Raw genomic sequence first — 18,117 nt, forward strand, 5'->3', positions numbered from 1 at the left:
GGCACATGGATCAGGCGCAAATCGAGGTTCGGGTATTGGGGTCGCTGTCGCAAATCCCTGCTGCAGAGTGGGACAGTTGCGCCTGTCCCGAGGCGGCCGATGGCGGTCGCCCACTGGATCCGTTTACCACGCATCGGTTTTTGTTGGCGCTGGAAAACAGCGGCTCGGTCGGGCGCGGCTCAGGCTGGCAACCGCAATATCTGACCGCGTATCTGGACGGAATGCTGATCGGCGCGGCCCCGATGTATGCCAAGTCGCATTCGCAGGGTGAGTACATCTTTGACCACAACTGGGCGCACGCTTATGAGAATGCGGGCGGGCGCTATTACCCCAAGCTTCAAATTGCGGTGCCCTTCACACCCGCCACGGGGCGACGGTTTCTGGTGCGGCCGGGGTATGAGGGCGTCGGCCTGTCGGCCCTCGTACAAGGCGCGGTGCAACTGGCGGCGGATAATCAGGTCTCATCCATCCACGCGACCTTTTGCACCGAGGCCGAGGCCGAAGCGGGTGAAGAAATGGGCCTGATGGTGCGTCATTCGCAACAGTTTCACTGGCTCAATCATGACTATGCGGATTTCGACGGGTTTCTGGCGGCGCTCTCGTCGCGCAAACGTAAGAATATCCGTAAGGAACGTGCGCAGGCCTGTGGATTTGGCGGCCAGATTCGCACCTACACGGGCGATGACCTGCGGCCAGAGCACTGGGATGCGTTCTGGCGGTTTTATCAGGACACTGGGTCACGTAAGTGGGGGGTCCCCTATCTGACTCGTCAGTTCTTTGACATCGCTCATGAAACCATGGTCGACGACATGGCGTTGGTGCTGGCTGAACGGGATGGATATCCAATTGCGGGTGCGTTGAATTTCATCGGGCGCGAGACGCTTTATGGCCGCTATTGGGGCTGCATCGAACATCACGCCTGCCTGCATTTCGAACTGTGTTACTATCGGGCAATCGATATTGCCATTGCGCAAGGCTTGTCACGGGTCGAGGCGGGCGCGCAGGGGGAACACAAGCTGGCCCGCGGTTATCTGCCAACGCGCACGCACAGTCTTCACTGGGTCAACGACCCTGGCTTTTCCGACGCGATCCGAAAATATCTGGACGCCGAGGCCCGCGCAGTGGGAGAAGAGATCGAGATTCTGACGGATTACGGCCCGTTCAGAAAAGCGAACCCGGAGGAACAGCAATGACCGAACTTTTGTCAACGGAAACGCGCGGCCCCCTTCTGGACCCTCTGTTTCAAAATGGCTGGACCATGGTGGAAGGCCGGGACGCAATCACCAAGACTTTCATCTTCCAGGATTTTGTCCACGCCTTTGGCTGGATGACCCAAGTGGCCATCTTTGCCGAGAAATGGAACCATCACCCCGAATGGTTCAATGTCTACCGTACGGTCGAGGTGACCTTGTCTACCCATGATGTGGGTGGATTGTCGGCGCTGGACGCAAAGCTGGCCCGAAAGATGGACAGTCTGGTTTAACCCCGGTCGCTTGCCGAGCCGACGCCACCCGCCAGCGAGGCAGCCACACCCATTTGCCGGAATTCATCAGGCGTTACAGTGCCACTGCTCACGTCGATATTTTTCGGGATGCGAGTTTCTCGTAGGCCATTCGATCGCACCGACCGCGCCGCCGGGTTAATGTCTAGACACCGCGTGTCATAACAGGTCAGCCCGCTGGTGTTTATTTGTATCCGCTGCTGACCATCCGGTCCGGTTACAATCGGCGCTTGCGGCACGTCACACGCTGCAAGCAAAGCCAGAACACCCAGAGAAATCCATTTGTTCATAGCGCGCTCCTGTCGAGTTGGGGCGGTCCTAGTCCAACTGACCGTTCCTGTTTTTGTCGGCAGATGAGAAATCCTCAGTCATCTGCGCATCATATTCTGATCGAGAGATAACGTTATCCCGATTGCGGTCAACGCTTTGGAATTGCTTTATGTCCAGAAAGGGTTTGGCTTCCTCCAGACCCAGCGTGCCACTCTTGTCCTCATCCATCGCCTGAAATGCATAGTCTGAAAAGGCGTTGAACTCGTCTTTGGACAGAAAACCGTCATTGTTGGCGTCGATGGCTTTCAGTTCGTTCTCATGCAGCTCTGCCACGGTTTCGGCCACACTGGTGTTGGCCAACAGGGTTGCACATAGCGTCACTAAACCAAGTTTCATGATCTGTACCCTCAGCATGCGAATTTCTGACCTTCGATCCCACCAACAGCAGCGCCGGCCGCTGTCAGGATCGTTTTACCAGATCCGCCACCGAATTGGTTGCCGATGACGCCGCCCAAAAGTGCGCCTCCGACTGTGCCGCTGAGGCATGCGATCTCATGCTGTCGCGCGGCTTGCTGCTGTGGGGTAGGGGCCGGGCCGCACGCAGCTAAAGCGCCTGCCGAGCCCAGACATAGGGTGATAGTTATGACTTTCATAAATGGATTCCCTGAACAACTGGGTTAAGTATTTTCGGTTCAGAGCGGTCTATCAAGTGAAATTAGGCGAAAAGGCCCCGACCTTGCCGGGGCCAGACAGGGTCAGATGACGTCCAGCAGACCTTCACCAGCGGAAATGTCACACGCGCCGGGGCTTTCTTCCAGGTTCAGCGCGGTGACTTTGCCATCCTCGACCAGCATTGCATAGCGTTTCGAGCGCGCGATCAGCCCCGCCGGCGGGGCGTCGAAATCCATGCCGATGGCTTTTGTGAACTCGGACGCGGCATCCGCCAGCATGGTCAGGCCCGCATCGGACGCGCCGGTGGCCTCGCCCCAGGCTTTCATCACGAAGGGGTCGTTGACCGAGACGCAGATGATTTCGTCCACGCCCTTGGCGTCGAACTGGTCTTTTGTACGCATGAAACTGGGTACATGGGCCGAATGGCAGGTGGGCGTGAATGCACCGGGGACGGCAAAGATCACCACTTTGCGCCCGTTTGTCTTGTCGGAAATCCGAACCTCTTCAGGGCCTTCGGCACCCATCTGGGTCAGTGTGGCGTCGGGCAGCGTATCACCTGTTGAAATCATTTTTGTGCTCCTGTCGTTTGGATTTGCAGAGTCGGGCTCAGCCGCAATATAGGTGGTCGCGTGGAGGAGACCACGGGAATTCGACAGGGTGAGGGGAAGATGAGCCATATTGTCGTGATCGGTGCCGGGCAGGCGGGTGCATCGCTGGTGGCGCGGCTGCGCAAAGAAGGGTTTGAGGGCGATATCACCCTGATCGGGGCCGAGCCGCATCTGCCTTATCAGCGCCCGCCCTTGTCCAAGGCTTACCTGCTGGGCGAGATGGAGTTGGAGCGCCTGTTCCTGCGCCCCGAGAGCTTTTATGCCGAGAACAACATCACCCTGCGTCTGGGCCAGCGCGTGACCGCGATTGATCCGCAAGCCAAGACCGTGTCGCTGGGTGATGAGGTCATTTCCTATGACGAACTGGCGCTGACCACTGGGTCCGACCCGCGCCGCCTGCCTGCCGCGATTGGTGGCGATCTGGCAGGCGTACATGTGGTGCGCGATCTTGCCCATATCGACGAGATGGAGCCGCGCGTGACCGACGGCGCCCGCGCGCTAATCGTAGGCGGAGGTTATATCGGGCTCGAGGCGGCTGCGGTTTGCGCCAAGCGCGGGGTCAAGGTGACCTTGGTCGAGATGGCTGACCGCATCCTGCAACGGGTCGCCGCACCTGAGACCAGCGATTATTTCCGCGCGCTGCATTCCGGATACGGGGCCGATATCCGTGAAGGCGTCGGGCTGGACCGTCTGCTGGGCGAAGATGGCAAAGTGACAGGCGCAATTTTGACCGATGGCACCGAGATTGCCGTTGATTTCGTCGTGGTCGGCGTGGGCATCGCGCCTGCGACTCAGCTGGCTGAAATTGCGGGGCTGGAGCTGGAGAACGGCATCAAAACCGACGCTCATGGCCGTACCTCGGATCCGTCGATCTGGGCGGCGGGCGATTGCGCGTCTTTCCCGCATGACGAAGGGCGTATCCGTCTGGAAAGCGTACCCAATGCCATTGATCAGGCCGAAATCGTGGCCCAGAACATGCTGGGCGCGGCCAAGGATTACACCGCGACGCCGTGGTTCTGGTCGGACCAGTATGACGTCAAACTGCAAATCGCCGGTTTGAACACCGGCTATGATCGCGTCGTGACCCGGCAGGGAGAGGGCGCAACCGTGTCCTTCTGGTATTACAGAGGCGATCAACTGATTGCGGTGGACGCGATGAACGATCCGCGCGCCTACATGGTCGGCAAACGCCTGATCGACGCCGGCAAAACCGCCGATCCCGCCGTGGTGGCCGACCCGAATGCGGACCTGAAACCGCTGCTCAAAGCGTGAGGATTATCGCCGGAGATTTCCGGGGCCGGGCTTTGGCCTCGGTCGGCAAGGGGGATGCGGGGGCGCATTTGCGGCCTACGACGGACCGGGTGCGCGAAAGTCTGTTCAACGTCCTAAGTCACCAGATTGATTTTGACGGGCTGCGCGTGCTGGACCTGTTTGCAGGCACCGGCGCATTGGGGCTTGAGGCACTGTCGCGCGGTGCGACTCATGTGACCTTCGTGGATGACGGGCGCGTGGCGCAGGGGCTGATCCGCAAGAATATCGACCTGACCCGCAGCGCTGACCGAACCCAGTTGATCCGCCGCGACGCGACCAGGTTGGGTGACAATCCCGGTACGCCTTATGACCTGATCTTTCTTGATCCGCCTTACGGCAAATCGATGGGCCAAAAGGCTATTGCTGCGCTGCCCGGCTGGGTCGACGATGACGCCCTGATCGTGTGGGAGGAAAACGCCCCAATGCAGCCGCCCGAAGGGTTCACCCTGCAAGACAGCCGCAAATACGGCGATACGCATATCACGCTGATGTGGAAGGGCGGTGCCGATGCATGATCTGGTGATCTTTGACTGCGACGGCGTGCTGGTGGACAGTGAGCCGCTGTCCAATCAGGTGCTGGTCGAAAACCTTTCACGCTATGGGCTGGACCTGACTCTTGAAGACAGTGTGGGGTTCTTTCTTGGCGGCACCATGACCGGGGTGCGTGATAAGGCTCGCGCGCTCGGCGCGGACCTACCCCAGGATTGGGTCGATGAAGTCTATGCAGAGACCTACGCGCGTCTTCGCGGCGGAGTGGACCTGATGCCGGGTGTTGCCGATCTGCTGGTCACGCTGGACGCGCAAGATATCCCGTTTTGCGTCGCCTCAAATGGCAGTCCGGACAAGATGCAGATCACACTGGGCCAAAACGGACTGTGGGACAGGTTTCGGGATGTGGCTTTCTCGGCCCATGTTCTAAAGGTGGCGAAACCCGATCCAACCCTGTTTCTGACGGCGGCTGAACAGTTTGGCGCGAAAGCTCCCGTCGTGATCGAGGACAGCCCTAGCGGCGTCACCGCCGCAATGCGCGCCGATATGCGCTGTCTGGCTTATGCGCCACAGGGCGGAGGGCAAAAACTGGCTGATCTGGGGGCCGAGCTGTTTACGGACATGGCTCAAGTTCCGGTGATTTTGGGACTCTGAACCGGATGTGGTAAGCTACGGTATGGATCGCGCACTCACCCCTCCGTTCTGGGCACCTTCGCAGGATGCCGACACCTCAACCAGCCCCGAGCGCAAGCCCTTGCGCGCCCCGGTTTTCATCCATGACGCCGTCATCCCGTGGCGGGATGAAACTTTGTTGCTGAAACTGCTCCGCGATCAGGCGCTTGATCTGGACGAATAGGTCGGGTGGAACATATCGCCCGGTGACAGGGTGAAAATCTCGACCCCATTGGCCGTCACACCCACCGAGTGTTCAAACTGCGCTGACAACGACTTGTCGCGAGTCACGGCGGTCCAGTCATCGGCCAACGTCTTGGTCTCGGGTCGGCCCAGATTGACCATCGGTTCAATGGTGAAGAACATGCCCTCTTCCAGGACGGCACCGGTGCCGGGACGACCGTAGTGCAACACGTTGGGCGGTGCGTGGAATACACGCCCTAGACCGTGACCGCAGAAATCGCGCACGACGCTCATCCGGTGCGCCTCGACATAGGCCTGAATCGCGTGGCCGATATCACCGAAGGTGTTGCCGGGCTTGACCATCTCGATGCCCTTGAACAGGGCGTCATGGGTCACTTGAATCAAACGCTCGGCTTTGCGGGGCAGCTTACCGGCCACATACATGCGTGAGGTGTCGCCAAACCAGCCATCCACAATAACCGTGACGTCGATATTCAGGATATCGCCGTCTTTCAGCCGCTTGTCGCCGGGAATGCCGTGGCAGACAACATGGTTTACGCTGATGCAGCTGGCGTGCTGATAGCCCTTGTATCCAATGGTTGCCGAGGTCGCGCCCGCGTCCTCGACCATCTGGGTGATCAACCCGTCAATCGCGCCGGTGGTCTGGCCCGGGAACACATGCGGGGCGATATCATCCAGAATCCGTGCAGCCAAGGCCCCTGCCGCATGCATGCCGGCAAAGTCACCCTGTTCATAGATGCGGATACCGTCCTTGGTCAGGCGGCCACGATGCTCTTTCATCGACGCTAGGCTCCAAATGTTTCGCGCAGCACTTTGTTTACGCTGCTTGTGCAGAAAGTTCCAGAGGGCGATGGGTCGCGGGTTTGCAGATCAATAAAAATGGTTTGATACTGCAGAAATTCAAGCATGCCTGCAGTTTAGATGCAATTGGGTTGTCAGTTGGCGGGTAATTTCGCGCGATCTTGTGATCTGCGCACCCGCAGAATGACGATAGGGTCACGCTGCGCAACAAAGGACACGACGTTTGAGAAGAAACCTGATCCTTGCCCTTTGCGTCCTTGCCGGGTGCCGAGAGGAGGTGCAGATGCTGTCCGCGGATGACCTGTCTGCTTTGTTGACAACGGACCGCAAAATCGCGTTTCAGCGGTTTCATATCACTGGATCCGCCCGGATACATAGCGACGGCGGATTTCAAATCCGTGTGCCGCAGCTGGGGCAGGACACTGGCGATTGGTGGTTGGAAGGGAGTGAAATTTGCAGCCGTTGGGCCACTTTCCGACAGGGCCGCAAGCTGTGCGCGGTCGTGGGACTGGCAGAAGATGGCAGTTATCGCGGGTTCAATCCGCAAAACGGTGCATATCTGGGCGAATTCCGGTTCTCTGGTTAAGTTATGTGATTTGCCAGTCTTTGCCTGCGTCGACCCAAACACCTTGGGGCGAAATCGTCGTGCCGCAGATCAGCCGCTCCACTCCTCTAGCGGCTTCAAAAGCTGCCACATAGGCGGGATCGATGTCTGCAGCCAGAGCAAACCTGCCGCAATCGGTGCGCTGCACCAGATACAGCATGATTGCCCGATGTCCTTGTGTTGCCATCTCAGCCAACTCGCCCAAGTGTTTGGTGCCACGCGCCGTGACGCTATCGGGAAACTCGGCCAGACCGGTTTGGCGCGACAGGGTAACGCTTTTGACCTCGACATAGGCGTCGGGCAGGCCGGGTTGGGTCAGTAGAAAATCAATGCGGCTGTTTTGTCCATATTTGACCTCGGGCCGGACGGTTTCATAAGCAGCCAAAGCCGGGATGTCACGAGCCTGCAGTGCGGCGCGCAAGGCTTTGTTGGGAACGGATGTATCCACCCCGGTGAAATGCCCGTTTTCATGGTCGACCAGCCGCCAGCCGTATTTCAGCTTTTTCTTCGGGTCGTCATTGGGTTCCAGCCAGATTTTCTGGCCAGGCTCCGCTAGCCCCATCATCGAGCCCGGATTGGCACAATGGGCTGTCACCTCGCGCCCGTCCTCCAGCTGGCAATCGGCCAGAAAGCGTTTGTAGCGGCGGATCAGGCGGGCGGGGACAAGAGGGGTTTCAAATCGCATGTCCCACGGCCTATACCTGCCCGTAGGGTCGATCAAGAGAGGGTATGCGCCATGGCCAATCCAACCGCTGCAATGCTGGTGATCGGGGATGAAATCCTGTCGGGCCGCACACGCGATGCCAATACGCACTATCTCGCCGGTGAGCTAACCAAACAAGGCATCGACCTGAAAGAGGTGCGCATTGTCAGCGACGACGCTCCGGCGATTGAGGCGGCCGTTAAGGCGCTGTCCCATGCACATGACCATGTATTTACCAGCGGTGGAATCGGCCCGACACATGACGATATCACTGCCGACTGCATCGCACGGGCCTTTGGTGCGGCCATTGATGTGCGCGCTGACGCCCGGGCTCTGCTAGAAGCACATTATAAAAATTCCGGGTTAGAGCTGAACGCGGCTCGCTTGCGCATGGCACGCATCCCGGATGGCGCGACCCTGATCGACAACCCGGTATCGACAGCACCCGGTTTCACGATCGAGAACGTGCATGTCATGGCCGGGGTGCCTTCGGTGTTTCAGGCCATGGTGGCCAGCGTTTTGCCGGGCCTGACCGGTGGAAGCCCACTGCTGTCTCAGACGCTGCGCGTCAATCGCGGCGAAGGTGACATCGCGGGGCCTCTGGCCGTCTTGGCTGCTGATTTTCCAGATTTGGCGATTGGCAGCTATCCATTTCAGGTCAACGGTGTCTTCGGTGCCAATATTGTCGTCCGAGGCACCGATGGGCCGCAAGTCGATGCCGCAATCACCCGGCTTGCGAAAGAGCTTCAGCTTTGACGCGCTGGGCCAGTATCGTTGATGGCACATGGCCTGCCGCACGGTACGAACGGCTTGGGCCGTTTCAACTGCGCGAAGGGCAGGGCGGCGGTTCTCGTGTGTCGGCAGCCAGTGCTCTTGGACCGGCGACCGAGGCACAGATCGACTCGGCCGAAACGGCGATGCTGGCGATGGGTCAGAAGCGCATCTTTTGTTTGTGGCCCGGCGATGAGGTGCTTGATCGGCAACTCGAGAACCGAGGCTATGAGGTTCTGGACCCCGTCAATATCTATTCCTGCCCGGTTGGTCACTTGACGGATATCCCGATTCCGCGTGTGACAGCCTTTGCCATCTGGGATCCGCTGGCCATCATGAATGAGATCTGGGCCAAAGGCGGGATCGGACCTGCGCGATTGGCCGTGATGGCCCGTACCACGGGGCCGAAAACGGGTCTGCTATTGAGGCGTTCGGATCAACCCGCAGGTACCGGTTTTGTCGCCATGCATGGCGCTATTGCCATGGTCCATGCGTTGGAAATCCTGCCCGATCATCGTCGCCACGGGCTGGGAAAATGGGCGATGCGTGCAGCTGCGTTCTGGGCGCAGGAACAAGGCGCGCAAACCCTAAGCGTAATCTGCACCAAGGCAAATGCTGGGGCCAATGGTCTCTATCAGGCACTTGGAATGGAGATCGTCGGAGAATACCATTACCGTCAGTGTATCTAAGGAGAAAAGCCTGACGTGACCGACCATCCTCTGCCGACTGCGCTGAATTTACCGATGGCTGATCCTCTGCCACCCGAAACGCAGAGGTATTTCGATATCTGCGTCGAAAAGCTGGGATTTGTGCCTAACGTGTTGCGGGCCTATGCCTTTGATGTCGACAAGCTGAACACCTTTACCGCCATGTATAACGATCTGATGTTGGCCGATAGCGGGTTGTCCAAGCTTGAACGTGAGATGATTGCAGTGGTCGTTTCGGCCATCAACAAGTGTTTTTACTGCCTTGTGGCGCATGGGGCTGCGGTGCGGCAGATGTCGGGCAACCCCCAACTGGGTGAGATGCTGGTGATGAACTACCGGGTCGCGCCTCTGGACGCGCGGCAACGGGCGATGCTGGACTTTGCTGTCAAAATGACAACTGCCAGCGCCGAGATCGAAGAGCCCGACCGCCAGCTTTTGCGCGACGTGGGGTTCAGCGATCGCGATATCTGGGATATCGCCAACGTCACAGGCTTTTTCAACATGTCAAACCGGGTCGCCAGCGCAACAGCGATGGCTCCGAATGACGCGTATCACGCGCAGGCCCGATGATCCGCCGCGCGGTCCTGATATCCATGTTGCTGGCGGGGTCGGCGGCGGCGCAGGAAGTTGCTTTGCCGTCGGGGTCGCGTCTGGTGAGCGATCGCACCAGTGCACTGGACAGTTATAACATGCCCATCGGTCGCTTTGAATCGGGCAAAGTCCCAGATCGCGTGATTGAAGGCCGGGTTGAGCGGTTGACGTGGCGATTGCAGTCCGGGTCCAGTACGACGCTGCAGATACTGGCGCCACTGCGTCAGCAAGTCGTGGATCAGGGTTTTGACATAGCATTCGAATGCGAGGCGATTACCTGCGGTGGCTTCGATTTCCGTTTTGGCACCGAAGTCGTACCCACGCCCGACATGTATGTGGCCATTCAGGACTATCGCTTTCTGTCCGCCACACGCGGCGAAGAGGCCCTGAGTTTGTTGGTAAGTCGTACCCCCCCCGATGGCTACGTGCAGATGATCCGTGTGACGCCTGTGGATGCACCCGAACCGCCTGCGCTGGTTGTCGAAGAAACGGTAAATCAGGCCGGTGGTCTGCTGTCCGAGCTGGAGCAGAACGGTCATGTCATTTTGGACGACCTGCATTTCAGAACCGGAGAGATTACGCTGGGCGAAGGTCCCTTTCCGTCGCTGGCGTTGATTGCGGCCTATATGTCCGAAAATCCCGATGTTCGGCTGGCGCTTGTCGGGAACACCGACGATACCGGCACGCTCGAGGCGAATATCTCGGTCAGCACGGGGCGGGCGCAGGCTGTCCGGGTCCGATTGATTGAGGGTCATGGCGTTGCGGGAAATCGTCTTGAGGCCCGCGGGATTGGGTATCTGGCACCGATGACAACGAACGCGACGCCAGAAGGCCGTGATCAGAATCGAAGGGTCGAGGCAGTCCTGCTGGTGAATTGAAAAAAAGGCCCGCACTTTCGTACGGGCCGTTCAGTCTTCACCGGGGAGAAATTACCAATCCATTGGTCCTCTGTCCTTGAAGGACTCGACCAGGAAATCAATGAATGCACGTACTTTGGGTTGCGTAAAGCGACCAGGCGGATAGACCGCAAAGACACCCTGAACCTCGTCTGGCAAAGATGGCATCGCGTCCAGAACTTTGCCGGATTTCAACGCACTGGCATAAAGGTAGCTGGGCAAATGCGCGATCCCAAGGCCCGAGATCGCCGCGTTCAGCAGAGACTGCCCATCATTCACGCTCAACCAGCCGGCGGTCCGAACCTGACGCTTTTCGCCAGACGGGGCGGTCAGCTTCCAGACATTGCCCGAAGACTGGCTGGAATAGTGCAGCAGCTTATGTTCGTTCAGGTCATCAATCTTCTGCGGTAAGCCGTATTTTTCCATATAGCTTGGCGCAGCAACCATTCGTTTCACGGTTTCTGTTAGTTTGCGTGCGCGCAAGGTGCTGTCTTCCAGCTCTCCGATACGCACCGCGACGTCGAAACCTTCCGAGATCAGTTCAACGTAGCGGTTGTTGAGGACCATGTTGACGGTGATATCGGGATAAGCTGACAAAAACTCGGACAGAACCGGTGACAGGTGATTGACGCCGAAATCGGTCGCCACACTGATCCTGAGCAGGCCGGACGGAGCGGACTGCATTGACGTAACCAACGCATCGGCTTCGCCTGCGTCATTGAGCACCCGACGGGCACGGTCGTAATACGCAAGGCCAATCTCGGTCGGTGAAACACGGCGCGTTGTGCGGTTTAAAAGGCGTGCGCCCAAGCGCGCCTCCAAGCTCGAGACGTGCTTTGACACGGCCGATTTGGAGATGCCCATTTTTTTCGCCGCATCAGTGAAGCCACCCTGGTCCACCACGTTGGCAAAGGCTTCCATTTCGGTCAGTCTGTCCATTCTCGTTCCCCAGGTCTTTTCGTTTCAACCAGTTTGGCCAGCAATCTGGGCGGAAACAGGGCATATTCGGGATAATAAAAGGGATTTAAAACGGATCGTTCGAATATAGGAAACGTGGAAACGGTGGTTTCTAAATTCGCCACAAACCCAATAAACGCTGGGTTTTATGGGGATCAAGGCAAATATGCTAAGATGAGAATGGCAAATTTGTGACCAAGGAGGAGATTATGAAAGCCTTTTTTTCCATCGTTGCTCTGATGTTTTCTGCCAGCATCGTTCTGGCCGCAGGAGAGACCCCATCGAACCCAGATGCCGAGGTTTATTTCGTTAATCTGTCCGACGGTGATTCCGTGCAATCCCCAGTAACAATCGTCTTTGGCCTGAACGGCATGGGTGTGGCGCCTGCCGGGACAGAGGCCGAAAATACCGGCCATCATCACCTTTTGATTGACCGTCCGCCTCTGGGGCAGGGCGAGGATGGCGCGGATGAGCTGGCCTATGGTCTGCCCGCAGATGACAACCACATCCATTTTGGCGGCGGCCAAACCGAGGTGACGCTTGAGATGGCCCCTGGAGAACACACGCTGCAGCTGGTGTTGGGTGATGCGGGACATGTGCCCCATAATCCGCCCATCGTCTCCGAGGTGATCACAATCACCGTCGAATAAAAGCAAGTCGGGCCCCGCAACGAGGCCCGGCTTGCCGCTTTAGAAACCAGCCGCCAGTCGTGTACCCTGATTGATTGCGCGTTTGGCGTCCAGCTCCGCCGCCACATCCGCGCCGCCGATCACATGCGGGGTGATGCCGCGTTCGATCAGCGCATCCGCAAGGCTGCGGTCCGAGACCTGACCGGAACACAAAACAATCGTATCCGCCGCGATCACGGTCGGGTCGGCACGCTCTTCGCCAAAACTGACATGCAGGCCGTCGTCGTCGATGCATTCATAATTCACGCCGCCGACGAAATTGACGTCCTTCATCTTCAGCGTGGCGCGGTGGATCCAGCCGGTTGTTTTACCCAGACCCTTGCCATGCGCCTGCTTCTTGCGCTGCAGCAGAGTCACCTGACGCGCAGGCGCGGCGGGTTGCGGGCCTTCGGGGGCCAGACCGGCGCGATGCTCGGCGGGGTCGGTGACGCCCCATTCCTTCATCCAGGCAGGCAGGTCAGTGGTGATGCTGTGACCCTCTTCCAGCAGGAATTCGGACACGTCGAACCCGATACCGCCTGCGCCGATCACGGCGACGGATTTGCCGACTTCGGCCTTGTGGCGCAGCACGTCGATATAGTCGATCACGTTGTCCCGATCCTGCCCCGGAATCTGCGGATCACGCGGGGTGACGCCGGTGGCGATGACAACTTCGTCAAAGCCGGTCAGATCATCGGCCGTGACTTCGCGGTTCAGTTCCACCTTGACGCCCAGATCCGCGATCATGGTGCGGAACCAATCGACCAACCCCCAGAACTCTTCCTTGCCGGGCACCTGTTTGGCCATGTTCAGCTGGCCGCCAATTTCGCTGGCGCGGTCGATCAGGGTAACGTCATGGCCGCGCTGGGCGGCGGTCATGGCGGTGGACAGACCTGCGGGGCCTGCACCGACGATGGCCACGGTTTTGCGGGTCTCGGCGGGTTCGATCACCAGCTCGGTCTCGTGACAGGCGCGCGGGTTGACCAGACAGGATGTCAGCTTGCCGCTGAAGGTGTGGTCCAGACAGGCTTGGTTACAGGCAATGCAGGGCGCGATCTGTGCCGACTTGCCTTCCATCGCCTTGGCGACGAAATCCGCATCCGCCAGCATCGGGCGCGCCAAAGACACCATGTCGGCGCAGCCGGTGGACAGGACCTCTTCGGCCACTTCGGGCGTGTTGATCCGGTTCGAGGTAATGACCGGAATGCCGACCTTGCCCATCAGCTTTTTCGTCACCCACGCAAAGGCCGCGCGTGGAACGGATGTGGCGATGGTCGGAATCCGTGCCTCATGCCAGCCGATGCCGGTGTTGATGATCGTGGCACCCGCGTCTTCAACCCGTTTCGCCAGTTCGACAACCTCATCATGGGTCGAGCCGTTGGGGACCAGATCAATCATCGACAGGCGGTAGATGATGATGAAATCGCTGCCCACCGCCTCACGCGTGCGGCGCACGATCTCGATGGGCAGGCGCATCCGGTTCTCATATGATCCGCCCCAACGGTCAGTGCGCTTGTTGGTATGGGTCACGAGGAACTGGTTGATGAAATACCCCTCGGACCCCATGATCTCGACCCCGTCATAGCCCGCCTTTTGGGCCAGCTTGGCGGCGTTGACGATATCGCTGATCTGCTTTTCGATCCCGTCTTCATCCAGCTCATTGGGGGGGAAGGGTGAGATGGGCGATTTCACCGGGCTGGGGGCCACGCATTTAGGACCATACGCATAGCGGCCCGCATGCAGGATCTGCATGGCAATCTTGCCGCCCGCCTCATGCACGCGCTGGGTCACGATGGAATGCTTGGCGACCTCATCGTCATTGGTCATCATCGACGCACCCGGCAGAACCGAGCCTTCGAGGTTCGGGCCAATCCCGCCCGTCACCATCAGCCCAACTTCGCCGCGGGCGCGGTCGGCATAGAATTCGGCCACGCGATTCCAATCGCCCGTTTCCTCGAGCCCCGTATGCATCGAGCCCATCAGGACCCGGTTTTTCAGAGTGGTAAAGCCCAGATCCAGCGGGGCCAGCATGTTTGGGTACGCAGTCACGGCGAACTCTCCCTCTCGGTTGTGTGAGCGTTAGATTGACGTTCACGTCAACGTTGTCACGTGAAACCTAACGTCAAAGTCTTTGCTGTTAGTCTGGCAGTTGATACAGAACCTGCATAGGAAAATTACGAGGCCCAGCATGACCCCCGACCAGATCGCTAAACTGCCCTATCGTCCCTGTGTCGGGTTGATGCTCATGAATGCAGAGGGCAAGATTTTCGTCGGGCAACGTAATGACCGCCACAAGGACGCATGGCAGATGCCGCAGGGTGGTGTGGACAAAGGTGAAGACCCGCGCGATGCCGCCCTGCGCGAGTTGTGGGAAGAAACCGGCGTGACCGCAGATCTGGTCGAGGTGGTGGCCGAAACCCCCGGCTGGCTGCCATATGATCTGCCTCATGACATCGTGCCGAAGATCTGGAAGGGGCGCTATCGCGGGCAGGAACAGAAATGGTTCCTGCTGCGTTTCACGGGGCGCGATGATCAGATCAATATCGAAACTGAACACCCGGAATTCACCCAATGGAAATGGCAGGAGCCCGCCCATCTGGTGGACGAGATCGTGCCTTTCAAGCGGGGCGTTTACGAACAAGTGATCGCCGCTTTTGCGGATCACCTGGACTGAGCGATTTGTTCAAACCCGTCCGGTTTGAGCCGCACATGTGCATTCTGACCAGCCGGGTCCAACTCATGTAATTCAGGCTTGGACTTCAGGTATTGCCGCCAGGTTTTCTCGGGGCGGTCGCTAATCCTGATGCCGTGCTGCCGGTGCATTTTGGCCCCAAGGATGGTCAGTTGCATCCCTGTTCCGGTTTTGCTGTTGCTCGCAATAATATTGCGGATTTGGCAATCCAAATCAGAGACCGATTTGGGTCGCAGCGCCTTAGGTTCCGAAAGTTTTAACTCGACGAACCGAACACAGGACGCGCGTATGCTTTCAGGAGTTTTGCCCTCACCTGCACCGATTGTGGTCACGCCACGCTCGCGCAATCTCCGGTGCAGGTGAACGAAATCCCCGTCCGAGCTTGCGATCACGACAACGTCGATACTTTGTTGCAGAGCCACGTCCATTGCGTCGAAGGCAAGCAAAAGATCGGTCGCGTTCTTTCCGCTTCCGCTGTGGATCAGGTGAAAAGCGCCGACCTGATGCCAGGAGGAATTGCGCCTTGCATTCATGTATACCCGCGCGACGTTCACCCGACCCGCCTGATGACCGGCCTGTAGGATCATATCGCTGTGATGGGCACTCAAATTGTCGCCATCGACCAATACGGCAACGCGCTGTGTCATGCGTATTAAATATCCTTTGTTCAATTCTCGGTTTGATAGTTTCGGTTTAAGGCGAAACTTGGGCCCCCCCTTCACTCACCCTGCGACAACTTGCCGTGAGGGGGCGTAGTTCGCACGTCGGCCCGTCTCTAGCTTGGTGCGCATGAGAGACACCGTTCACAGCCCCCCCGCCATCGTCCCCGCCGGGCGCAAATTCACCGGTTCCGACCGCCGCGCGCCTCTGCGCGAGGGATTGCAAAGCTGTGGGGAATATCACGCCGGGCAGACGGCGGGGCGGTTCTATCCTATCGCCTGCGTCGCGCTTGAGGTCACGCAGCGATGTAATCTGGATTGCACGCTGTGCTATCTCTCGGACCGGGCCGAGATGACCTATGACCCGCCTCTTTCGGTTCTGTTCGCGCGGTTGAAGACGATCTACAGCCACTATGGTACCGGAGTGTCGGTTCAGCTGACTGGGGGCGACCCGACCCTGCGCAAGGTCGAAGACCTTGAGGCGCTATGCCGCGAAATCAAGCGTTTGGGGATGCGGTCCTGCCTGATGACCAATGGTATCCGCACCAGCCGCGCTTTCCTGACGCGGTTGGCGGCGGCGGGGCTGGATGATGTGGCCTTTCACGTGGACATGACGCAAGAGCGCAAGGGGTTCACCTCCGAGGTCGAGCTGAACACCGTCCGCCGTGCTTATATCCGACGCGCGCGCGGGTTGGGCCTGCGCATCCTGTTCAACACCACCGTGTTCGAGGGGAATTTTGATGACCTTCCCGCATTGGCGCGGTTTCTGCGTGACCGACCCGAGGTCGCCTTTGTCTCGTTCCAGATGCAGGCCGATACCGGGCGCGGTGTTCTGCGCGAACGCCCCGAGATGATCACTCAGGACAGCGTCGCGCGTTCGATTGAAGCGGGATACGGGGCCCCGCTGCATTTCGGCACGGCAGCTGTAGGGCATTCCAAGTGCAACAGTTATGCCAGTGTTGTCACAGCAGGGGGGCGGGCTGTTTCGTTGTTGTCAAACCAACCGCTGGTGCATCGGGTGATGGCGGCTCTGGAAGGGGTGGACGACAATCAGGATGCCCATATCCGTATTCGCCCCAAGGTTGGGCGCATGATCCAACGACATCCGCTGCTGGCATTGCGCGCATTGGGGCATCTGGGGATGAGTGTCGCTCGTTTGGGCACTGGTCTGTTGCGTGGCCCGGTGAGGCGGCAAGCCGTGTTCATTCACAATTTCATGGCGGCGGATCAGCTGGAGGAGGATCGCTGCGCCTCGTGCGTGTTCATGGTGGCCACGGCGAATGGGCCGCTGTCGATGTGCGTCCACAACGCTCAACGCGATATGCACTTGGCCAGTCCTGATCGTCTTGACGGGCCCACCGGCCCAAGCTGGTGGAACGCCGCTGTTCCGCGCCTGTCGAATGGGCCGGACCTGCCCGAGCTTAGCGACCCAGCTCTTGCCCCGATGAAACGGCTGAAAGGGCAGATGCGCGCCCTGCGCCAAGCTCGAAAGGATGCCTCATGAGACGTTTGCTGATCCTTCTGTTGCTGCCCTTGCTGGCGGCTTGTGCCAGTGTCGAACGTTTGGCCCTTCCTGCGCCCGAACCTTTGACAAACAGTGCCCTGACCCGCGCTGCCCAACCACCCGGAGAGCGTGTGGATCACCGCGACTGGACCGCCTTTCTGAACCGATATGTCGCGCCTGATGCGCAGGGGGTAAATCGCGTGGCTTACGGGCAGGTCTCGGCCGACGACAGGTTGCGTCTGGACGGGTATATCGAAGATTTGCAAGCAGTGGACCCTGCGGCGCTGACCCGTGATCAACAGTTGGCCTATTGGATCAACATGTACAACGCGGTGACGGTGGATGTGATTCTTGAAAACCACCCCGTCGCCTCAATCCGCGACATCAAGGACGGGCCGCTGTCGATCGGGCCATGGAACCGGCCTCTGGTCACGGTCGCTGGGCAGAGCTTGACTCTGAACGAGATCGAGCACCGCATCATCCGGCCCGAATTCAACGAGCCGCGCATTCACTATGCCCTGAACTGCGCCGCCGTGGGCTGCCCCAACCTGATGGACCGTGCTTGGCAGGCCGAGACGTTAGAGCGTGACTTTGCTGCCGCCGAGCGCGCCTATATCAACGACCCGCGCGGGATCCGATTCACTGACAATGGCGGACTGATCCTGTCCAAGATTTTCATCTGGTTCCGCGAGGATTTCGGACCGAACGAGCAGGCGATTCTGGCGTATATCCAGACTGCCGCCGATCCGGATCTGAAGGCACGATTGCAGGACGTGCCGCGTGTTCGGGCCTATCAATATGATTGGGCCCTGAACGACGCGGCAGCGGGGTCTTAGG

At 59.0% G+C, this 18,117-nt stretch carries 24 protein-coding genes; 15 read left to right on the forward strand and 9 right to left on the reverse strand.

Annotated elements, in window-relative coordinates:
* The first annotated feature begins 5 nt into the window (after window positions 1–5).
* Window positions 6–1,193 carry a GNAT family N-acetyltransferase gene (locus ABWV79_RS14680; RefSeq protein WP_353392776.1) on the forward strand — a complete coding sequence of 396 codons (1,188 nt, stop codon included), beginning with the start codon at window positions 6–8 and terminating at the stop codon, window positions 1,191–1,193.
* A complete protein-coding gene (locus ABWV79_RS14685; protein WP_170355939.1) occupies window positions 1,190–1,483 on the forward strand; it encodes a 4a-hydroxytetrahydrobiopterin dehydratase in 294 nt (97 codons plus the stop codon). The genes ABWV79_RS14680 and ABWV79_RS14685 overlap by 4 nt, the downstream gene beginning before the upstream one ends.
* On the opposite strand, the gene ABWV79_RS14690 is transcribed toward ABWV79_RS14685, so the two are convergent.
* The 4 genes from ABWV79_RS14690 to ABWV79_RS14705 all read right to left on the reverse strand — a co-directional run bounded on the left by ABWV79_RS14690 (window position 1,480) and on the right by ABWV79_RS14705 (window position 3,012).
* A complete protein-coding gene (locus tag ABWV79_RS14690; protein ID WP_170355941.1) occupies window positions 1,480–1,791 on the reverse strand; it encodes a hypothetical protein in 312 nt (103 codons plus the stop codon). The two genes, ABWV79_RS14685 and ABWV79_RS14690, sit on opposite strands and share 4 nt — an antisense overlap.
* 28 nt (window positions 1,792–1,819) lie before the next feature.
* Window positions 1,820–2,167 carry an EF-hand domain-containing protein gene (locus ABWV79_RS14695; RefSeq protein WP_247742508.1) on the reverse strand — a complete coding sequence of 116 codons (348 nt, stop codon included), beginning with the start codon at window positions 2,165–2,167 and terminating at the stop codon, window positions 1,820–1,822.
* Between the two features lie 11 nt (window positions 2,168–2,178).
* Window positions 2,179–2,424, reverse strand: coding sequence for a glycine zipper 2TM domain-containing protein (locus ABWV79_RS14700; protein ID WP_353392778.1), 246 nt, complete (start codon window positions 2,422–2,424; stop codon window positions 2,179–2,181).
* Window positions 2,425–2,526: 102 nt separating this feature from the next.
* Entirely contained in the window at window positions 2,527–3,012 is a 486-nt protein-coding gene (locus ABWV79_RS14705) for a peroxiredoxin (RefSeq protein WP_353392780.1), read from the reverse strand.
* Between the two features lie 99 nt (window positions 3,013–3,111).
* Between ABWV79_RS14705 and ABWV79_RS14710 the strand changes: the two genes are divergently transcribed.
* The 4 genes from ABWV79_RS14710 to ABWV79_RS14725 are packed head-to-tail and all read left to right on the forward strand — an operon-like array spanning window position 3,112 to window position 5,707.
* Window positions 3,112–4,323 (forward strand): NAD(P)/FAD-dependent oxidoreductase, encoded by a 1,212-nt coding sequence (locus ABWV79_RS14710; RefSeq protein ID WP_353392782.1) that lies wholly within the window; start codon window positions 3,112–3,114, stop codon window positions 4,321–4,323.
* Window positions 4,320–4,877, forward strand: coding sequence for a 16S rRNA (guanine(966)-N(2))-methyltransferase RsmD (gene rsmD, locus ABWV79_RS14715; protein WP_353392784.1), 558 nt, complete (start codon window positions 4,320–4,322; stop codon window positions 4,875–4,877). The genes ABWV79_RS14710 and rsmD overlap by 4 nt, the downstream gene beginning before the upstream one ends.
* Complete coding sequence (locus tag ABWV79_RS14720) at window positions 4,870–5,505, forward strand: HAD family hydrolase (protein ID WP_170755221.1); 636 nt, start codon at window positions 4,870–4,872, stop codon at window positions 5,503–5,505. Before rsmD ends, ABWV79_RS14720 begins: the two co-directional genes overlap by 8 nt.
* 22 nt (window positions 5,506–5,527) lie before the next feature.
* Window positions 5,528–5,707, forward strand: coding sequence for a hypothetical protein (locus ABWV79_RS14725; protein ID WP_353392786.1), 180 nt, complete (start codon window positions 5,528–5,530; stop codon window positions 5,705–5,707).
* Here ABWV79_RS14725 and map read toward each other — a convergent pair.
* On the reverse strand, window positions 5,683–6,507 hold the full coding sequence (gene map / locus ABWV79_RS14730; protein ID WP_353392788.1) for a type I methionyl aminopeptidase: 825 nt from the start codon (window positions 6,505–6,507) through the stop codon (window positions 5,683–5,685). The two genes, ABWV79_RS14725 and map, sit on opposite strands and share 25 nt — an antisense overlap.
* A 304-nt stretch (window positions 6,508–6,811) precedes the next feature.
* Between map and ABWV79_RS14735 the strand changes: the two genes are divergently transcribed.
* The gene (locus ABWV79_RS14735; RefSeq protein WP_353392790.1) at window positions 6,812–7,114 is read left to right on the forward strand and encodes a hypothetical protein; all 303 of its coding nucleotides are present in this window, start codon (window positions 6,812–6,814) and stop codon (window positions 7,112–7,114) included.
* Window position 7,115: 1 nt separating this feature from the next.
* Here ABWV79_RS14735 and sfsA read toward each other — a convergent pair whose 3' ends face one another.
* On the reverse strand, window positions 7,116–7,817 hold the full coding sequence (sfsA, locus tag ABWV79_RS14740) for a DNA/RNA nuclease SfsA (protein ID WP_353392792.1): 702 nt from the start codon (window positions 7,815–7,817) through the stop codon (window positions 7,116–7,118).
* 51 nt (window positions 7,818–7,868) lie between these two features.
* Between sfsA and ABWV79_RS14745 the strand changes: the two genes are divergently transcribed.
* The 4 genes from ABWV79_RS14745 to ABWV79_RS14760 are packed head-to-tail and all read left to right on the forward strand — an operon-like array spanning window position 7,869 to window position 10,782.
* Window positions 7,869–8,591, forward strand: a complete 723-nt coding sequence (locus ABWV79_RS14745; RefSeq protein WP_353392794.1) for a competence/damage-inducible protein A — start codon at window positions 7,869–7,871, stop codon at window positions 8,589–8,591.
* Window positions 8,588–9,295 (forward strand): GNAT family N-acetyltransferase, encoded by a 708-nt coding sequence (locus tag ABWV79_RS14750; RefSeq protein ID WP_353392796.1) that lies wholly within the window; start codon window positions 8,588–8,590, stop codon window positions 9,293–9,295. The genes ABWV79_RS14745 and ABWV79_RS14750 overlap by 4 nt, the downstream gene beginning before the upstream one ends.
* Window positions 9,296–9,310: 15 nt before the next feature.
* Complete coding sequence (locus ABWV79_RS14755; RefSeq protein ID WP_353392798.1) at window positions 9,311–9,883, forward strand: peroxidase-related enzyme; 573 nt, start codon at window positions 9,311–9,313, stop codon at window positions 9,881–9,883.
* Window positions 9,880–10,782: an OmpA family protein gene (locus ABWV79_RS14760; RefSeq protein WP_170755227.1), complete on the forward strand. Its 903-nt coding sequence runs from the start codon at window positions 9,880–9,882 to the stop codon at window positions 10,780–10,782. Before ABWV79_RS14755 ends, ABWV79_RS14760 begins: the two co-directional genes overlap by 4 nt.
* Before the next feature lie 51 nt (window positions 10,783–10,833).
* Here the strand turns inward: ABWV79_RS14760 and ABWV79_RS14765 are convergent, their stop codons facing one another.
* On the reverse strand, window positions 10,834–11,739 hold the full coding sequence (locus tag ABWV79_RS14765; RefSeq protein ID WP_170355969.1) for a LysR family transcriptional regulator: 906 nt from the start codon (window positions 11,737–11,739) through the stop codon (window positions 10,834–10,836).
* 227 nt (window positions 11,740–11,966) lie between these two features.
* Here ABWV79_RS14765 and ABWV79_RS14770 point away from each other — a divergent pair, with 227 nt between their 5' ends.
* Window positions 11,967–12,407: a DUF4399 domain-containing protein gene (locus ABWV79_RS14770; protein WP_170755228.1), complete on the forward strand. Its 441-nt coding sequence runs from the start codon at window positions 11,967–11,969 to the stop codon at window positions 12,405–12,407.
* 39 nt (window positions 12,408–12,446) lie between these two features.
* On the opposite strand, the gene ABWV79_RS14775 is transcribed toward ABWV79_RS14770, so the two are convergent.
* Entirely contained in the window at window positions 12,447–14,474 is a 2,028-nt protein-coding gene (locus ABWV79_RS14775; protein ID WP_353392801.1) for an FAD-dependent oxidoreductase, read from the reverse strand.
* Window positions 14,475–14,613: 139 nt separating this feature from the next.
* Between ABWV79_RS14775 and ABWV79_RS14780 the strand changes: the two genes are divergently transcribed.
* Window positions 14,614–15,099 carry an RNA pyrophosphohydrolase gene (locus ABWV79_RS14780; protein WP_353392803.1) on the forward strand — a complete coding sequence of 162 codons (486 nt, stop codon included), beginning with the start codon at window positions 14,614–14,616 and terminating at the stop codon, window positions 15,097–15,099.
* Here ABWV79_RS14780 and ABWV79_RS14785 read toward each other — a convergent pair.
* Window positions 15,087–15,764, reverse strand: a complete 678-nt coding sequence (locus ABWV79_RS14785) for an NYN domain-containing protein (protein WP_353392805.1) — start codon at window positions 15,762–15,764, stop codon at window positions 15,087–15,089. The genes ABWV79_RS14780 and ABWV79_RS14785 overlap by 13 nt on opposite strands.
* A gap of 142 nt (window positions 15,765–15,906) precedes the next feature.
* On the opposite strand from ABWV79_RS14785, the gene ABWV79_RS14790 reads away from it, so the two are divergent.
* Window positions 15,907–17,280 (forward strand): radical SAM protein, encoded by a 1,374-nt coding sequence (locus ABWV79_RS14790; protein ID WP_353392807.1) that lies wholly within the window; start codon window positions 15,907–15,909, stop codon window positions 17,278–17,280.
* Window positions 17,277–18,116: a DUF547 domain-containing protein gene (locus tag ABWV79_RS14795; protein ID WP_170355978.1), complete on the forward strand. Its 840-nt coding sequence runs from the start codon at window positions 17,277–17,279 to the stop codon at window positions 18,114–18,116. Before ABWV79_RS14790 ends, ABWV79_RS14795 begins: the two co-directional genes overlap by 4 nt.
* Window position 18,117: the final 1 nt, after the last annotated feature.

The sequence above is a fragment of the Ruegeria sp. HU-ET01832 genome (genome assembly GCF_040371315.1).
Classification (GTDB): Bacteria; Pseudomonadota; Alphaproteobacteria; order Rhodobacterales; family Rhodobacteraceae; genus Ruegeria; species Ruegeria lacuscaerulensis_A.

Coding starts and splice junctions, on each gene's coding strand:
- ABWV79_RS14680 (WP_353392776.1), top strand. CDS start 6: ATGGATCAGGCGCAAATCGAGGTTCGGGTATTGGGGTCGCTGTCGCAA.
- ABWV79_RS14685 (WP_170355939.1), top strand. CDS start 1,190: ATGACCGAACTTTTGTCAACGGAAACGCGCGGCCCCCTTCTGGACCCT.
- ABWV79_RS14690 (WP_170355941.1), bottom strand. CDS start 1,791: ATGAACAAATGGATTTCTCTGGGTGTTCTGGCTTTGCTTGCAGCGTGT.
- ABWV79_RS14695 (WP_247742508.1), bottom strand. CDS start 2,167: ATGAAACTTGGTTTAGTGACGCTATGTGCAACCCTGTTGGCCAACACC.
- ABWV79_RS14700 (WP_353392778.1), bottom strand. CDS start 2,424: ATGAAAGTCATAACTATCACCCTATGTCTGGGCTCGGCAGGCGCTTTA.
- ABWV79_RS14705 (WP_353392780.1), bottom strand. CDS start 3,012: ATGATTTCAACAGGTGATACGCTGCCCGACGCCACACTGACCCAGATG.
- ABWV79_RS14710 (WP_353392782.1), top strand. CDS start 3,112: ATGAGCCATATTGTCGTGATCGGTGCCGGGCAGGCGGGTGCATCGCTG.
- ABWV79_RS14720 (WP_170755221.1), top strand. CDS start 4,870: ATGCATGATCTGGTGATCTTTGACTGCGACGGCGTGCTGGTGGACAGT.
- ABWV79_RS14725 (WP_353392786.1), top strand. CDS start 5,528: ATGGATCGCGCACTCACCCCTCCGTTCTGGGCACCTTCGCAGGATGCC.
- map (WP_353392788.1), bottom strand. CDS start 6,507: ATGAAAGAGCATCGTGGCCGCCTGACCAAGGACGGTATCCGCATCTAT.
- ABWV79_RS14735 (WP_353392790.1), top strand. CDS start 6,812: ATGCTGTCCGCGGATGACCTGTCTGCTTTGTTGACAACGGACCGCAAA.
- sfsA (WP_353392792.1), bottom strand. CDS start 7,817: ATGCGATTTGAAACCCCTCTTGTCCCCGCCCGCCTGATCCGCCGCTAC.
- ABWV79_RS14745 (WP_353392794.1), top strand. CDS start 7,869: ATGGCCAATCCAACCGCTGCAATGCTGGTGATCGGGGATGAAATCCTG.
- ABWV79_RS14760 (WP_170755227.1), top strand. CDS start 9,880: ATGATCCGCCGCGCGGTCCTGATATCCATGTTGCTGGCGGGGTCGGCG.
- ABWV79_RS14765 (WP_170355969.1), bottom strand. CDS start 11,739: ATGGACAGACTGACCGAAATGGAAGCCTTTGCCAACGTGGTGGACCAG.
- ABWV79_RS14770 (WP_170755228.1), top strand. CDS start 11,967: ATGAAAGCCTTTTTTTCCATCGTTGCTCTGATGTTTTCTGCCAGCATC.
- ABWV79_RS14780 (WP_353392803.1), top strand. CDS start 14,614: ATGACCCCCGACCAGATCGCTAAACTGCCCTATCGTCCCTGTGTCGGG.
- ABWV79_RS14785 (WP_353392805.1), bottom strand. CDS start 15,764: ATGACACAGCGCGTTGCCGTATTGGTCGATGGCGACAATTTGAGTGCC.
- ABWV79_RS14790 (WP_353392807.1), top strand. CDS start 15,907: ATGAGAGACACCGTTCACAGCCCCCCCGCCATCGTCCCCGCCGGGCGC.
- ABWV79_RS14795 (WP_170355978.1), top strand. CDS start 17,277: ATGAGACGTTTGCTGATCCTTCTGTTGCTGCCCTTGCTGGCGGCTTGT.